The 14,537-nt window shown below is 67.4% G+C and carries 13 protein-coding genes; 6 read left to right on the top strand and 7 right to left on the bottom strand.

What is annotated here, in order from left to right:
* Positions 1 to 4 precede the first annotated feature (4 nt).
* The 3 genes from FFS35_RS03825 to FFS35_RS03835 all read right to left on the bottom strand — a co-directional run bounded on the left by FFS35_RS03825 (position 5) and on the right by FFS35_RS03835 (position 3,466).
* The gene (locus FFS35_RS03825) at positions 5 to 652 is read right to left on the bottom strand and encodes an XrtA/PEP-CTERM system exopolysaccharide export protein (RefSeq protein ID WP_137785779.1); all 648 of its coding nucleotides are present in this window, start codon (positions 650 to 652) and stop codon (positions 5 to 7) included.
* 94 nt (positions 653 to 746) lie between these two features.
* Positions 747 to 1,979, bottom strand: coding sequence for a pyridoxal-dependent decarboxylase, exosortase A system-associated (locus FFS35_RS03830; RefSeq protein ID WP_137785780.1), 1,233 nt, complete (start codon positions 1,977 to 1,979; stop codon positions 747 to 749).
* Complete coding sequence (locus FFS35_RS03835; RefSeq protein ID WP_137785781.1) at positions 1,976 to 3,466, bottom strand: acyl-CoA ligase (AMP-forming), exosortase A system-associated; 1,491 nt, start codon at positions 3,464 to 3,466, stop codon at positions 1,976 to 1,978. Before FFS35_RS03835 ends, FFS35_RS03830 begins: the two co-directional genes overlap by 4 nt.
* Positions 3,467 to 3,544: 78 nt before the next feature.
* On the opposite strand from FFS35_RS03835, the gene FFS35_RS03840 reads away from it, so the two are divergent.
* The 3 genes from FFS35_RS03840 to FFS35_RS03850 are packed head-to-tail and all read left to right on the top strand — an operon-like array spanning position 3,545 to position 5,246.
* Positions 3,545 to 3,817 carry an acyl carrier protein gene (locus tag FFS35_RS03840; RefSeq protein ID WP_137785782.1) on the top strand — a complete coding sequence of 91 codons (273 nt, stop codon included), beginning with the start codon at positions 3,545 to 3,547 and terminating at the stop codon, positions 3,815 to 3,817.
* A 47-nt stretch (positions 3,818 to 3,864) separates the two neighbouring features.
* Positions 3,865 to 4,473, top strand: a complete 609-nt coding sequence (locus FFS35_RS03845; RefSeq protein ID WP_137785783.1) for a hypothetical protein — start codon at positions 3,865 to 3,867, stop codon at positions 4,471 to 4,473.
* Positions 4,461 to 5,246, top strand: a complete 786-nt coding sequence (locus tag FFS35_RS03850; protein WP_137785784.1) for a hydrolase 1, exosortase A system-associated — start codon at positions 4,461 to 4,463, stop codon at positions 5,244 to 5,246. The genes FFS35_RS03845 and FFS35_RS03850 overlap by 13 nt, the downstream gene beginning before the upstream one ends.
* Here the strand turns inward: FFS35_RS03850 and FFS35_RS03855 are convergent.
* Positions 5,230 to 6,753 carry a peptidase S10 gene (locus FFS35_RS03855; RefSeq protein WP_137785785.1) on the bottom strand — a complete coding sequence of 508 codons (1,524 nt, stop codon included), beginning with the start codon at positions 6,751 to 6,753 and terminating at the stop codon, positions 5,230 to 5,232. The two genes, FFS35_RS03850 and FFS35_RS03855, sit on opposite strands and share 17 nt — an antisense overlap.
* A 63-nt stretch (positions 6,754 to 6,816) precedes the next feature.
* Positions 6,817 to 7,785, bottom strand: coding sequence for a thioredoxin-disulfide reductase (gene trxB / locus FFS35_RS03860; RefSeq protein ID WP_137785786.1), 969 nt, complete (start codon positions 7,783 to 7,785; stop codon positions 6,817 to 6,819).
* 79 nt (positions 7,786 to 7,864) lie between these two features.
* On the opposite strand from trxB, the gene FFS35_RS03865 reads away from it, so the two are divergent.
* The gene (locus FFS35_RS03865) at positions 7,865 to 9,244 is read left to right on the top strand and encodes a leucyl aminopeptidase family protein (protein ID WP_137785787.1); all 1,380 of its coding nucleotides are present in this window, start codon (positions 7,865 to 7,867) and stop codon (positions 9,242 to 9,244) included.
* A gap of 301 nt (positions 9,245 to 9,545) precedes the next feature.
* Here the strand turns inward: FFS35_RS03865 and tpiA are convergent, their stop codons facing one another.
* Positions 9,546 to 10,277 (bottom strand): triose-phosphate isomerase, encoded by a 732-nt coding sequence (gene tpiA / locus FFS35_RS03875; protein WP_137785789.1) that lies wholly within the window; start codon positions 10,275 to 10,277, stop codon positions 9,546 to 9,548.
* 118 nt (positions 10,278 to 10,395) lie between these two features.
* Between tpiA and FFS35_RS03880 the strand changes: the two genes are divergently transcribed.
* Both FFS35_RS03880 and trpE read left to right on the top strand, forming a co-directional pair.
* On the top strand, positions 10,396 to 12,333 hold the full coding sequence (locus FFS35_RS03880; protein ID WP_137785790.1) for a peptidylprolyl isomerase: 1,938 nt from the start codon (positions 10,396 to 10,398) through the stop codon (positions 12,331 to 12,333).
* Positions 12,317 to 13,822 (top strand): anthranilate synthase component I, encoded by a 1,506-nt coding sequence (gene trpE / locus FFS35_RS03885; protein WP_137785791.1) that lies wholly within the window; start codon positions 12,317 to 12,319, stop codon positions 13,820 to 13,822. Before FFS35_RS03880 ends, trpE begins: the two co-directional genes overlap by 17 nt.
* A gap of 34 nt (positions 13,823 to 13,856) precedes the next feature.
* Here the strand turns inward: trpE and FFS35_RS03890 are convergent, their stop codons facing one another.
* Complete coding sequence (locus FFS35_RS03890) at positions 13,857 to 14,534, bottom strand: DUF4893 domain-containing protein (RefSeq protein ID WP_137785792.1); 678 nt, start codon at positions 14,532 to 14,534, stop codon at positions 13,857 to 13,859.
* Between the last annotated feature and the right edge of the window lie 3 nt (positions 14,535 to 14,537).

The following is a 14,537-nucleotide window of genomic DNA, read 5'->3' on the forward strand; positions in this document are numbered from 1 at the left end:
GCCCTCAGAACATGCTCTCGGGGATGATGATAACGTCGCCGGGCTCCAGCTTGACGTTCGCGGAAGGATCGCCGCTCTTGAGCAGGCGATTGATCTTGAGCTGATATTCGTGCTGCTTGCCGGTCGCCCGATCGTAGCGGATCAGCCGCGCGCGGTTGCCGGCGGCATATTGCGACAGGCCGCCGACCGCGATCATCGCATCAAGCAGTGTCATATTCGCCCGGAACGGCAGGGAGGCCGGCTTTTCGGTCGCACCGACGATGCGCACCTGCTGGCTGTAGGTGCCGGAGAAATTCTCCACGATCACCGAGACGATCGGATCCTTGATATATTCGCCCAGCGCCGCCTTCATGTCGTCGGCGAGCTTCGCGGGCGTCTTGCCCACCGCCGGCATGTCGTTGATGAGCGGCGTGGTGATGCGGCCGTCCGGGCGCACCTGCACCTTCGCCGACAGCTCCGGGTTGCGCCAGACGAAGATCTGGAGCGAATCGAGCGGGCCGATGACATATTCCTCGCCCGGCTGTTCCGCCTTGGCGACAAACGCGGCGGGCGGCAGCGCGGCGGGCCGCGCCTTGTCTCCCGCGCATCCGGCGAGCAGCATCGATACGATCGCTGCCGCCACCAAGCCACGGGAACCATTGCCGAAACGCATAATAATCTCCTTGGCGCGCCCGAACCGGCAGGAAACGTCTTTCCCGTCGAGGACACTTGCCTTCGGCCTATGAGGCGAAGAGGTGAAGATAGCGTTAGGAAAGACTCGCGACACGCTCCGCCGGAGCGGGATGACCGAGGAATGCCGTGGGGCTCGCGGTGAGCCCATAGGCACCGGCGAGGAAGATCGCGATGATGTCTCCGGGCTGCGTATGCGTCAATGCGACCCGGTCGGCCAGGCGATCCAGCGGGGTGCACAGGCAACCGACCACCGAGACCGTCTCCGCCTCCGTCTCCGACGCCCCCATGTCGCCCGCCACCGCGATCGGATAGTTCCGGCGCACGACCGTGCCGAAATTGCCGCTTGCCGCCAGTTGATGGTGCAGCCCGCCATCGACCACCAGGAACGTCTCGCCGCGGCTCTCTTTCCGGTCGATCACGCGCGTGAGGTAAACGCCCGCCTCCGCCACCAGCCATCGGCCCAGTTCGATCGCGAAGCGGGCGGACGCGAGAATAGCGGGGCGCCGCGCCAGCGCCTCGCCCAGCGCCGCGCCGATCCGTTCGATATCCAGCGGGCTGTCTCCGGCGAAATACGGCACGCCGAAGCCCCCGCCCAGATTGACGAGCGGCGGGGCAGCCTGCGCCTCTTCAGCCAATCGCGCTGCCAGCGCGATGGTGGCGGCCTGCGTCTCGATGATCGCGGCCGGATCAAGCGCCTGCGAGCCGGCGAAGATGTGGAAGCCGCGCCAATCCGCCCCGGCATCGCGAATAAGCCTTACCACCGCCGCCGCCTGCTCCGCATCGATGCCGAACGGGGACGGCCGACCGCCCATCTTCATGCCGGATCCTTTGAGCTCGAGATCCGGGTTCACCCGCACCGCCAGGCGCGGGCGGATGCCAAGCCGGTCGCCGATCGCGAGGGCGCGATGCGCCTCGCCGATCGATTCCACGTTGATCGTGGCGCAGGCTGCGATCGCCGCCTGCAATTCGGCATCACGCTTGCCCGGTCCCGCGAAGCTGATGCGCGCGGCGGGCATCTCCTTCAGCGCCATCGACAATTCGCCGGCGGAGGCGACGTCGATGCCATCCACCAGCGGCGAAATCGCGGCCAGCATCGCCGGATTGGGATTCGCCTTCATCGCATAATGAAGATCGATCCCCGGCAGCCCGGCCCGGAACCGCGCGATGCGCGACGCCACGATCGCCGGATCGTATATGAAACAGGGCGAGCCTGCCTCCCGGATCCACATATCGGCGGTGCGCCCCGCGATCGTGAGCGGCCCGTGCTGCCCGGCGAATTCAGGCGGGATCGGCCCCATCGGCTTCATGGCGTCAACTCCGCACGGAGACGCGCGCGATCAAGCTTTCCGTTGGGATTGCGCGGCAGATCGTCGCGCCACTCGATCCGCGCCGGCTGCATGAAATTGGGCAGATCACGCTTCAACCGCTCGCGCAGCGCGGCCTCTCGCGCATAATCGCCGCGCACGACGAGCACGATCGCCTGCCCCAGCCGCGCATCGGGCACGCCGATCGCCACCGCCTCCTGTGCCTCGCCGCCGGCGACCGCCGCTTCCTCGAGCTCCGCCGGGCTGATGCGGTTACCGGCGCTCTTGATCATCTCGTCGTTGCGCCCCACAAACCGCAGCAACCCCTCCGCATCCGCCACCACCGTATCGCCGGACCATACCGCCGTTCCGCCATAGCGCGAAAACGCCGGCGCAGGACGAAACCGCTGCGCTGTCCGAACCGCATCGCGCCAATAGCCCTGCGCGACGAGCGGACCGGCGTGGACGAGTTCGCCGGCCTCTCCTGCTCCCGCACGCGCGCCGTCAGGACGAACCACAAGCACTTCCGCATGAGGAATGGCGCTGCCCATCGACTCCGGGTGGCTATCCACGAGCGAGGGATCGAGAAAGGTCGAGCGGAATGCCTCGGTCAACCCGTACATCGGGTAAAGCCGCGCCGCCGGGAAAGTCGTCCGCAGCGCACGCACGAGCCGCGGCGTCAGCGCGCCGCCGGAATTGGTAATCCGGCTGAGCCGGGCGGCCGTCTCCGCCGGCCATTCCGCCTCGACAAGCTGCACCCACAGCGGCGGCACCCCGGCGAGCGTGGTCGCGCCGACACGATCCACCGCCTTCACCACATCGCGCGCGGTGAGATAATCAAGCGGCGCGACCGCAGCCCCGGCCGCCCACGTCGACAGCAGCTGGCTCTGGCCATAATCGAAGCTCAGCGGCAATACGCCCAGCACGCGATCTTCCGGTTCGATCTCAAGATAATGCCCAACGGAGTTCGCACCAAGCCAGAGATTGGCGTGGCTCAACATCACGCCTTTCGGCCGGCCCGTCGAGCCCGAAGTATAGAGGATCGCCGCCAGTGCATCCGGCGCCGCCGTCGAAGGGGCCAGCGCGTCGCCATCGCCAGCTTCCAGTTCCAGCCGCACCCCGGCGGGGAGATCGCCCGGCTCCAGCGTGGCGGCACGGGGCGGCTGGGTGAGCAACAGCCGCGCGCCGCTATCGGCAAGGATGTGGGCCACCTGCGCGCGCTTCAGCAGCGGGTTGATGGGCACGTGCACCAATCCGGCGCGCGGGGCGGCAAGCGGCATCAGGCAGGCGATACGCGTTTTGGGCAACCAGCTCGCGACGCGCGCTCCGCGGGCGAAACCGAATGCCGCAAGCCAGCCCGCCAGCCGCGCCACCGCCTGCTCCAGTTCGCGATAGGTGAGCGTTGCACCCCGCTCGATCAGCGCGGGCGCCTCGCCATTCCCGGCGAGAACATGATCGATCGGTTGCGGGGCGGGATCGAGCGGAACCATGCCCCTCCATGACCGAAGCCGTTGCGGATTTCATCCCCCCGTCTTAACGCGCGTCGCAGGCAGGCACAGGGATCGCGCATGAACCGGGAAGGCACGGACGAGATCGAGCACGCGGTGCGCGAGGTTTTGCGTGACGCTTTGGGGCTGCCGGAGGCGCAGGTGGCGAGCTTTGACGCCGAAACCCCGCTGTTCGGTGCGCTGCCCGAGCTCGATTCGATGGCAGTGGCGGGCATGCTGACCGAATTGGAGGATCGCCTGGGCATCACCATCGACGATGATGATGTGGATGGCGACATTCTCGAGACATTCGGCGCGCTCACCCGCTTCGCGGCGGAAAAGGTGGCTGCCTGAGCGCCCCGCGCGTCACCGATTACGAATGGCGCGGCGGCCGCGAGGCGATGCTGCGTTTCGGGCCGGATCACGGCCCGGTCGTCATTGCGGCGGCACCGCTGTTCGAGGAGGCCAATCGCACGCGTGCCGCGATGGTCGATGTGCTGCGCCGGCTGGCGGCGCGGGGGATCGGCGGCGCGCTGCCCGATCTGCCCGGCACGAATGAAAGCCTGGTGCCGACGGAAGAGGCCACGCTCGCGGACTGGCGGGCGGCGTTCGCCGCCGCTGCCGCGACACTCCCCGAGGCGGTGTTCGCAATGGCCTGGCGCGGCGGCGCGCTGATCGATGGCGATGCGGCGCTTGCCGCGCGGTGGCACCTGTCGCCCGTGAGCGGCGCGGCACAGCATCGCGAACTGATGCGCGTTCGCCAGCTTGGCGGTGGCGAGGATTATGCCGGCAATCGCCTGTCGCCGACATTTGTCGATGAGCTGGGCACGGCGCTGCCATCGACACGCGGAATGGTTCGCACCGCCCGGCTGGCTGACGATCCGCGCGACGCCGTCGTCCGGCTGCCGGGCCGGGCATTATGGCGTGGCAGCGAGCCGGCCGTCGACGCGGTGCTACAGGAAGCGGTGGCATCCGATATTCTACAATGGATCGCGACATGCGCCGGCTGATCGCTTTCCCTTGTGATGGCGATACGCTGATTGGATCGCTGGACGAGGCGGCCGGGGCGATCGGGTTGCTGATAGTATCGGGCGGTAACGAGATCCGCGCAGGCGCGCATCGCGGGATGGCGGCGCTGGCGGCGACGCTGGCGAGCGAAGGAGTGCCGGTATTTCGCTACGATCGCCGCGGGATCGGCGATTCTGGCGGGGTCAATCGCCAGTTTCTTGAGGCACGCGATGATCTGATCGCGGCGTGCGCTGCGTTTCGGACCCACACGCCGCACCTGACGCGAATCGTGGCATTCGGGAACTGCGACGCGGCGACGACGATCGCGATCCACGGCCGCGACGCAGGGATCGAGCGGGCGATGCTCGCCAATCCCTGGACCGTAGCGCGGGCCGACGAGCTTCCCCCGCCCGCGGCGATCCGCGCGCATTACGCGGCGCGCCTCCGCGATCCGGCGACGTGGCGCCGCATGATACGAGGAGGCGTTTCGTTCCCTAAGCTTCTCCGTGGCTTGCGGCGCATATCTCTACCAAAACCCCAAACGGACACCCTTGCCAACGACGTGTTGGCGGCGATCGCACGCTGGGGTGCTGACGTGACCATCATGCTCGCCGCGCGGGATGCGACCGCGATCGCCTATGCCGATGCGGCGCGGCGGGCTGGAATCGCGCCGCGCACGATCACGATCCCCACCGCCTCACACAGCTTCGCGCGATCGGCGGACGCCGCCGCGCTGACGGCGGCGATCCGCGATCTTGTCACCGCTTGCGAATAAACGCCCGGATATCGTTCGAAAGTTTCTGCAAATCCTCGTCGCGCACGTACATCATGTGCCCGGCATGATAGTAATGCCACTCGATCCTGCCATCCGTCGGCATTCCGGTGCGTGAAAAGGAATATTCCGCCCCGAAGAACGGCGTGGCGAAATCATAATAGCCCTGACCCGCGAACACGCGCAGCCCGCTGTTCTCGCGCAGCGCCCGGCCGATATAGGGCGCGACATTGACATAGATGTCGCCGCCACGGGGCCCGGGAATCTTCCAGTCCCAGTCACGCACGGCGCCGATCGAGGAATAGACCAGCTCCGGCGAATATTTCAGACCCTCTCGCGCCCACCAGTTCATCGCCGACGTATAGGAGCCGTCGATGCCGTAGAAGCTCGGATCGTTATCCGGCTCTTCCCCGGCGGCGTCATAGTCCCTGCCGGTGTAGCGAGTGTCGAGCCGCCCGATCGTCAGCCCGCGATCACGCAACAATTCCTTGTAGAACCGGCCCGGCGACAGGCGAAGATCGGCGTTCTGAAGAAACGTCTGCGATACGCCGGTGAAGCGGGAAAGCTGCGGCAGGATCTGCGCGCGCTCCTGAACGGTAAGCGCATTGCCCTTCAACAGCGCCGAAGCATAGGGACCGATCGCGAAGGCGCGGGCCTGCGCGACGAATTCCTCCACGGTCGCCGGCTTGTTCGGCACCTTGTCGTGATACCAGGCGGTCGCCGCCATCGACGGCAGGTTGGTGACATAGCCAAGCTCGTTGCCCGGCGCCTCCGCCGCCTGGCTGAAATCCATGATCGAGGAAATCAGGATGATCCCGTTGACCGCGACATCGGTGTAGCTGCCCTCAAGCTCGTTGATGACCGCCGCAGAGCGCGTGGTGCCGTAGCTTTCGCCACCGATGAACTTGGGCGCGTTCCAGCGGCCGTTTGCGTCAAGCCACAGCCGGATGAAGCGCGCCATCGATTTGGCGTCGGCGGTGACGCCCCAATAATCCTTCGGATCGGTCTTGCCGAGCGCGCGGCTGAATCCGGTGCCGACCGGATCGATGAAGACCAGATCGGTCACGTCCAGCAGCGAGGCATTGTTGTCGATGATCCGATAGGGTGGCGCGCCATCATCCTTGGCATCCGGCAGCACCACGCGTTTCGGCCCGAACGCCCCCATCTGCAGCCACAGCGAACCCGAACCCGGCCCGCCATTCCACAGGAACGTCACCGGGCGGTTGGGATCGGTCGGCCCTTCCTTGATGTAGCTGTATGACGTGATCGAGGCGAGCGGCTTGCCGTCCTTGTCTTTCAGATAGGTGTCACCGGCGACCGCACGAAACGCTATCTTCGTGCCACCGAACGTGCCGTTATGATGCGTGACCGAGACGACCGGGGGAGGAATCGCCGGATCGCCGCCCTTTTCCACCGGCGGCTTTTCCTCGCCCTTCCTGTCCTGCGCGATGGCAGGCGCGGCCAGCATGATGCCCGCCGCAGACAGAGCGAGTGCGATCCGAAATTTCATCATTCCCCCCAAATTATGGCTTTCCGGCGAGACGTTTGCGCCACGAAGGGGGGCCATGCAACCCTACTCGGCGGCTTCCGCGATCTTCTCGAAATCGGCCTCGGCAAGGAAGCGTTCCGCGTCCAGCGCGGCCATGCAGCCAGTGCCGGCCGCTGTCACCGCCTGGCGATAGACCTTGTCCATCACATCGCCGCACGCGAACACGCCCGGCACGCTGGTGCGTGTCGATCCCGCGTGCACCGCGACATAGCCGTCGGCGTCCAGCTCCAGATGCCCACGGAACAATTCGGTCGCCGGGTGATGCCCGATCGCGACGAAACCGCCCTGCACGTCGAGCCGCGACGCCTCCCCCGTCACCGTATCGCGCAGATCGAGCGCGACCAGCCCGGCGGCGCCGCCGCCGTCGACAAACTCGCGCACTTCCTTGTTCCACAACACCTTGATGCTGGGATGGGCGAAGAGCCGCTCCTGCAGGATCTTCTCGGCGCGTAGCGAATCGCGGCGGTGGATCAGCGTGACGTCATCGGAATGATTGGTGAGGTACAGCGCCTCCTCCACGGCGGTATTGCCGCCGCCGATCACCGCCACCTGCTTGCCGCGATAGAAGAAGCCGTCGCACGTGGCGCAGGCACTGACGCCCTTGCCCTTCATCGGCTCCTCGCTGTCGATGCCGAGCCATTTGGCCTGCGCGCCGGTCGCGATCACCAGCACCTCGCCCTCGTAGATATCGCCGCCATCCCCGACGAGCCGGAACGGGCGCTTCGTCAGGTCCACCTCGACGATCGTATCCCACATCAGCCGCGTGCCGACATGCTCGGCCTGCTTCTGCATCTGCTCCATCAGCCAGGGGCCCTGGATCACATCCGCGAAGCCGGGGTAATTTTCCACATCGGTGGTGATGGTGAGCTGGCCGCCGGGCTGGATGCCCTGGACGACGATCGGCTGCATCCCGGCGCGCGCGCCATAAATGGCCGCCGAAAGGCCCGCCGGGCCAGAGCCGAGAATCAGCATGCGAGTAGTGTGCGTGGTCATATCGGCGATGTAGAACGCCGTTCGACAGTTGCAAACCGCCCGCGTTGCGTGGACGCGCAACTCCTGCTTTGGTGGCGGCATGACGGACTTTACCCCCATGTTGCAGCCCGATCGCGGGCAGACGGCGCGTGCGATCCATGTCATCCATCCCGATGCCTTCACGGACTGGCTCGCCGGCCAGCCGCCGCGCGTGCGGAGCGCCGTTGCGGCCAACAGGGTCGCGGGCAAGGCGGGCGAGCGGGCGGTGCTGCCGGGCGATGCGGCGGAGGACTGGTCGTACCTTTTGGTATGCAACGAAGCGGAAAGCTCGCCGTGGCGGATCGCCTCGCTCGGCACTTCGCTGCCGGAAGGCACATACCGGCTCGCCTCCGGCGAGCCGGGGGCGGCGATGCTCGGCTGGCTGCTGGGACAATATCGTTTCGAGCGGTACCGCGCCGACCCTGGCGAGCCGCGCGTGCTGCTATCCGGCGAACCGGCGAAGATCGAGGAAGCGCTGCGCGTTGCCGAGGCGACCGCGCTGGTGCGCGATCTCGTGAACACCGGCGCATCCGATCTTGGCCCGGCGCAGCTCGAGGACATCGCCGAGGCGCTGGCGAAGAAACACGGCGCGCTTTTCAGCGTGACGCGCGGCGACGCGCTCGCGATCGGCTATCCGATGATCCACGCGGTCGGGCAGGCGGCGGCGAAGGAGAATGCCCCGCGCCTCATCGAGCTGGAATGGGGCGACCCGACGCATCCGCGCGTCGCGCTCGTCGGCAAGGGCGTATGCTTCGATTCCGGCGGTCTCGATATCAAGCCTGCCGCCGGGATGCGGCTGATGAAGAAGGACATGGGCGGCGCAGCGCACATGCTCGCACTGGCGGGGCTGGTGATGGGCGCACGGCTCAAGGTTCGGCTTCACCTGCTGATCCCGGCCGTCGAAAATGCCATCGCGGGCAACGCGTTCCGCCCCGGCGACGTGCTGAGGACACGGCTTGGCCTGACGGTCGAGAACACCAACACCGACGCGGAGGGCCGGCTGATCCTTGGCGACGCGCTGGCGAGGGCGGTCGAGGGGGAACCGGCGCTGATCCTCGATTTCGCCACGCTCACCGGCGCCGCGCGAGTGGCACTTGGGCCTGATCTGCCGCCGCTGTTCGCCAACGACGAGCCGCTCGCGGAAGAGCTTCTGTCGGCTGCGGCGCGCGTCGGCGACCCCCTGTGGCGGATGCCCTTGTGGGATGGATATGACGAGATGCTGAAATCCGATGTGGCCGACATCGTCAATGCGCCCGACAGCGGGTTCGCCGGCGCGGTGACAGCCGCGTTGTTCCTGCGGCGCTTCGTGCCGGCAGCGATCCCGTGGGCGCATGTCGATACCTTCGCCTGGCGGCCGGCGGCGAAGGCGGGGCGCCCCAAGGGCGGCGACGCGCTCGGCCTGCGGGCGGCGTGGGAGGTGCTGAAGGCGCGCTATTCATGAGCGACCCGCCGCCGGTGGAAATCACTTTCGCGGCGGTGGTCATCCAATGGGCGGGCCGGCACCTTTCTTCTTCGCGCCGGTGCCCGAGAAATATGCGGACGCGATCCGCGGCACGCACCGCGAGCTGTGGCGGCGTCCCGGTCAACGTGGCGCCAGGCGACGTCACATTCACTACCTCGCTATTCCCGCGCGACGGCGGCTATCTCGTGCCAATCAGCAATGCGGTGCGTGAGAAAACCGGCGCGGCGACCGGCGAGATCACGCAACTCACGCTATCGGTCCCGGTGCGCCGAGCGGGCGCTCAGGCACCCGCGGCGATAATCGGCGCGAACTTCGCCGCCGTCAGGCTCGCGCCGCCGACCAGCGCGCCATCGACATCACGCGCGTGGAGCAGCGCGGCGGCATTCTCCGCCGTCACCGATCCCCCGTAAAGCAACCGCACGGCTGCCGCCGCCTCGGCTCCCAGCACCGCCGCCAGCGTCGCGCGGATCGCGCCGTGCATCGCTTCCACGTCCGCAACCGTCGCGGTGCGGCCCGTGCCGATCGCCCAGATCGGCTCATAGGCGATCGCGAGCCAGTCCCCCGCCGCGCCTTCGGGCAGCGAAGCGCGAATCTGCGACGTCACCACCGCCTCGGCATTACCGGCCTCGCGCTGTTCCAGCGTCTCGCCGACGCACAGGATCGCGTCCATGCCATGGCGCCGCAGCGCCCCGGCCTTCGCCTTCACATCCGCATCGCTTTCGCACTGGCCCTGGCGGCGCTCCGAATGGCCGACGATCGAGAAGGTGGCACCGGCCTCCCTGGCCATCGTGGCCGAGATACAGCCAGTATGCGCGCCGCTGTCCGCGGCATGCACATCCTCCGCCCCGATCGGAAAGGCGGCGCGGGCCGCCGCCGGGGCGATCAGCGTCGCGGGCAGCGCGATCGCGACATCGACGCGCGGATCGAGCGCCGCACCGATCCCGTCGAGCTCGGCGAGGCTCGCAAGCGAACCGTTCATCTTCCAGTTTCCGGCAACAAGCTTGCGACGCATATTCCTCCCCTTGGCGGCAACAATCTCCATCCGCCCGCTCGTTAGCCGCGCTCGGCGCTTGATGCCACCCGAAGCCGACCCTAAAGCCTCCGCTGCAACATTACGGGTTTTCACGCGCATGCTCGGTTTCTTTCGGCGGCTCATCAATTCCAAGGTCGGGCTCGTCATCACCTTCGTCATACTGGGCATGATCGCGCTGGCCTTTGCCGCGGGGGACGTTACCGGCCTGCGCTCGGGCAGCGGCGGCATGACGAAGACGACGGTCGCGCGCATCGGCAACACCGCAATCGGTGAGGCGCAGCTCAAGCAGCGCGTCACCGATCAGCTCAATGAGATCCGCCAGCAGAACCCGGCGATCGACATGCCAACGCTGATCGCGGACGGCGGGGTGGAGAGTATTCTCGACCAGCTTATCAGCGGCATCGCGCTGGAGAAGTTCGGGCAGGATCAGGGTATGTCGGTGAGCCGCGCGCTGGTCGGCAGCGAGTTGCAGAGCATCCCCGCGCTGATTGGGCCGACCGGCAAGTTCGATCAGGCAATCTATGAGCGCATCCTCCAGCAGCGCCGCATGACCGACAAGCAGGTGCAGGCCGAGATCGCGCAGCAGGCGATGGCGCGCTTCCTGCTGGGCGCGACGGTGGGCGCGGCGCAGGTGGCGGATTCGGTGGCGCTGCCTTATGCCTCGCTGCTGCTCGAGCGACGCACCGGCGAGGCGGCGTTCATTCCCGCCGCCGCGACGGCCGCCGGTCCGGCGCCAACGGACGCTGAACTCGCCGATTTCTACAAGCGTAACGTCGCGCGCTACACCGTGCCGGAGCGCCGCGTGATCCGCTATGCGCGCGTCAACCCGGAAATGGTGAAGGCGCAGGCGCAGCCGACCGAGGCGGAGATTGCCCAGGCCTATAATGCGGACCGGGCCAAATATGCGGCGAAGGAGAAGCGCTCGCTCACCCAGGTGGTGGTGCTTGACCGGAAAGCGGCCGACGCGCTCGTCGCCAAGGCCAGATCCGGCTCGATCGCGGACGCCGCGCGAGCCGCCGGGCTCGAACCGCGCACGTTGAGCAGCGTCGAGAAGTCGGCCTATGCCACGCAGACCTCCGCCGCCGCCGCGGACGCCGCGTTCGGCGCGGTCAAAGGCGCGGTAGTGGGCCCGATCAAGGGTGGTGTCGGCTTTGTCGTCGTCAAGGTCGATGCGATCGAGCAGGTGCCGGCCAAGACGCTCGCGCAGGTGCACGATGAGATTGCCAAGGCGCTGACCGTTCAGAAGACCACCGCCGCGATGAGCTCGATCCATGACAAGCTCGATGACGCCAGCGCCGAGAACGCCAATTTCAGCGAACTGGTAGCCGATAACAAGCTGACGGCGGAAACAAGCCCCGCGCTGGCCGCCACCGGCATCAATCCGGACGACCCCGCATCCAAAGCCGATCCCGCGCTGGCCGAGATCGTCAAGGCCGGCTTCGCGGCCGAGGAAGGCGATTCGCCGACGCTGGTGCAGACGGCGGCGGACGGCAGCTTCGCGCTGGTCGCGCTCGATCGCATCGTCCACAGCGCGCCGCGCCCGCTGACGCAGGTGCGCGAGGCTGTGGCCAAGGACTTTATCGCCGATCGCGCACGCAAGGCAGCGCGTCAGGCAGCTGCGGCAGTGCTGGCCAAGGTGCAGAAGGGCACGCCGCTCGCACAGGCTGCAGCCGGCGTGAACGGCGTCGCGATCCGCCCGCTCGCCGGCGTACGCGGGCAGATCGCGCAGCAGCGTGGCGCCGATCCGGCGCTGGCGCTGATGTTCAGCCTGCCCGGAGGCGCGGCCCGGATGCTGGAGGCGGCGAACAACACCGGCTGGATAGTGGTGAAGGTCGCCACGATCACCGCGGGCGATGCCGGCAAGGTGCCGCCGCTGGTCGCCTCCACAAAACGAGAGCTGGGCACGCTGGTCGGTCGCGAATATGCCATGCAGTTCACCAACGCGGTGAAGGCTGAGCTTAAGGTGCAGCGCAACGCGGCCGATATCGCGCGGGTGAAGGCCGATCTTCTGGGCAAGGATGCGTCAAATCAGTAACGCCGCCGAAAGCGCGCTCGCTGCCGGGCGCCCCGCGCTGCTATGGCGTCGGCGCGTCGCGGATACCGAAACGCCGGTCGCCGCTGCGCTGAAGCTGATCGAGCCGGGGCGCGGCGATTTTCTGCTCGAGTCGGTCGAGGGCGGCTCCGTTCGCGGGCGCCACAGCCTGATCGGCCTCGCTCCCGATCTGGTCTTTCGCGCAGAGGGCCACCGCGCCGCGATCAACGCGCAGTGGCTGACCGATCGGGAAGCCTTCACGCCATGCGCTGAGCCGACGCTGGCGGCGTTGCGCAAACTGGTGGCGGAATGTCGTGCGGAAGTGCCGGCCGAACTTCCGCGCGCGCTGGCATGCCTGGTCGGCTATTTTGGTTATGAAACGATGGCGCTGGCGGAAAACCTGCCGGTGCCCCAGGCCGATCCGCTCGGCCTACCGGACATGATGTTCGTGCGGCCGACGGTGATCCTGGTGTTCGACCGACTGGCCGATGCGCTGTTCTTCGTCGCCCCCGTATGGCCAGATGCGAGCCGAGATGCTCCCACGCTGATTGCGGAAGCAGAGGAACGGCTCGACGCGGTGGAGGCGAGCCTGTCCACCGCCGCCCTGCCGGCGCGGGCGACGGGCGAGCCGATGGCGATCGCGCTCAACCCCGTGCTCGCGCCGGGCCGCTATGGGGAGATGGTGGCGCGCGCGAAGGATTATATCGCAGCGGGCGACATCTTTCAGGTCGTGCTCGCGCAGCGCTTCACGGCGCCCTTCGCGCTGCCGCCGTTCGAGCTTTATCGCGCGCTCCGGCGGATCAATCCGTCGCCCTTCCTCTATCACCTCGACCTGCCAGGTTTCGCGCTGACCGGATCAAGCCCGGAAATTCTTGTCCGCGCACGCGACGGGGAGGTCACGATCCGTCCGATCGCCGGCACGCGACCGCGCGGCAAGACGGCGAGTGAGGACGAGGCGAACCGCACCGGCCTTCTCGCCGATCCCAAGGAACGCGCCGAGCATCTGATGTTGCTGGATCTGGGACGCAACGATGTCGGCCGCGTCGCCTCCGCCGGCAGCGTGACGGTGACCGACAGCTACATGGTCGAGTTCTACAGCCATGTGATGCACATCGTTTCGAACGTCGTCGGCCGGCTCGATCCGGCGCATGACGCGATCGACGCGTTGCTCGCCGGCTTTCCCGCCGGCACGGTCAGCGGCGCGCCCAAGGTGCGCGCATGCCAGATCATCGCCGAATTGGAACAGGAAAAGCGCGGCGCCTATGCCGGTGGCGTCGGCTATTTTTCCCCCGACGGATCGATGGATTCCTGCATCGTGCTACGCACGGCGGTGGTGAAGGACGGGACGATCCACATGCAGGCTGGTGCCGGGATCGTCGCCGATTCCGATCCGGTTTATGAGCAGCGCGAGTGCGAGGCGAAGGCGGGCGCGCTGATCGCCGCCGCGCGCGAGGCGATCGCCGAGGCGAGCGCCGCCGGGTTCGGGCAATAGCGCGCCGCCACCGATCAGGCGGCGGCACGATCGCTCAGCGTTCCGGGGTGATCTCCACCAGTTCGGCCACTGCGTCGAATTGCGGCTCCGGCACGATCAGGCGCCAGCGCGCCTCGCCGATGCGATCGAGATACGCGATCATGTTGCGTTTCGCATCGACGCCATATTCGAGCGGCAGGCGTTCGTCGCCTAGCTCAAGCGTGCCCAGGAAAACGCCGCGTCCGGGCGGCCCGGCGAAGAAGCGCCCGATCGGCCGCTGCGTGCCATCATTGACGGTGAACCAGGTCTCGCCGTCATCCTGTCCAACCGTGCAACGTGCGGCTGGCAGCTCCACGAAATTCCGGTTCACCGGCCGCTTCGCGCCAAGCTTTATGATGCGGCAACGATAATTTCCGGCGGGGATGATCGGGTTGTCGAGCGCGCGATCCGGATCGTAGAGCATTTCATCGCGCGCGATCGCCTCGCCCCCGCCACCGGCTTTGGCGCGTGCCACCGCATCGAGCCAGGTGGTGCGCCAGTTGCGCAGCCGCTCACGATCGCGCTGCGTCGATGCTTGCCGCCAGGCGGATTCCACGCCTCCGCACTTGGCAGCGCGATCGGGAAGGGTATGTTCCCGCACTACCGCTTCGGCTTCTTGCGGCGGGATTTGCACCGCGCCGACGGCACCGGCTTGGCAAGCCGCGACGGCAGCTAGAGCGACCAGCAATCCCATTGT

Source organism: Sphingomonas sp. 3P27F8 (genome assembly GCF_005502745.1).
GTDB lineage: Bacteria > Pseudomonadota > Alphaproteobacteria > Sphingomonadales > Sphingomonadaceae > Sphingomonas.

Excerpts from the sequence above, each read along its gene's own strand:
- FFS35_RS03825 (WP_137785779.1), bottom strand. The coding sequence starts at position 652 with ATGCGTTTCGGCAATGGTTCCCGTGGCTTGGTGGCGGCAGCGATCGTA.
- FFS35_RS03830 (WP_137785780.1), bottom strand. The coding sequence starts at position 1,979 with ATGAAGCCGATGGGGCCGATCCCGCCTGAATTCGCCGGGCAGCACGGG.
- FFS35_RS03835 (WP_137785781.1), bottom strand. The coding sequence starts at position 3,466 with ATGGTTCCGCTCGATCCCGCCCCGCAACCGATCGATCATGTTCTCGCC.
- FFS35_RS03840 (WP_137785782.1), top strand. The coding sequence starts at position 3,545 with ATGAACCGGGAAGGCACGGACGAGATCGAGCACGCGGTGCGCGAGGTT.
- FFS35_RS03845 (WP_137785783.1), top strand. The coding sequence starts at position 3,865 with ATGCTGCGTTTCGGGCCGGATCACGGCCCGGTCGTCATTGCGGCGGCA.
- FFS35_RS03850 (WP_137785784.1), top strand. The coding sequence starts at position 4,461 with ATGCGCCGGCTGATCGCTTTCCCTTGTGATGGCGATACGCTGATTGGA.
- FFS35_RS03855 (WP_137785785.1), bottom strand. The coding sequence starts at position 6,753 with ATGAAATTTCGGATCGCACTCGCTCTGTCTGCGGCGGGCATCATGCTG.
- trxB (WP_137785786.1), bottom strand. The coding sequence starts at position 7,785 with ATGACCACGCACACTACTCGCATGCTGATTCTCGGCTCTGGCCCGGCG.
- FFS35_RS03865 (WP_137785787.1), top strand. The coding sequence starts at position 7,865 with ATGACGGACTTTACCCCCATGTTGCAGCCCGATCGCGGGCAGACGGCG.
- tpiA (WP_137785789.1), bottom strand. The coding sequence starts at position 10,277 with ATGCGTCGCAAGCTTGTTGCCGGAAACTGGAAGATGAACGGTTCGCTT.
- FFS35_RS03880 (WP_137785790.1), top strand. The coding sequence starts at position 10,396 with ATGCTCGGTTTCTTTCGGCGGCTCATCAATTCCAAGGTCGGGCTCGTC.
- trpE (WP_137785791.1), top strand. The coding sequence starts at position 12,317 with ATGCGTCAAATCAGTAACGCCGCCGAAAGCGCGCTCGCTGCCGGGCGC.
- FFS35_RS03890 (WP_137785792.1), bottom strand. The coding sequence starts at position 14,534 with ATGGGATTGCTGGTCGCTCTAGCTGCCGTCGCGGCTTGCCAAGCCGGT.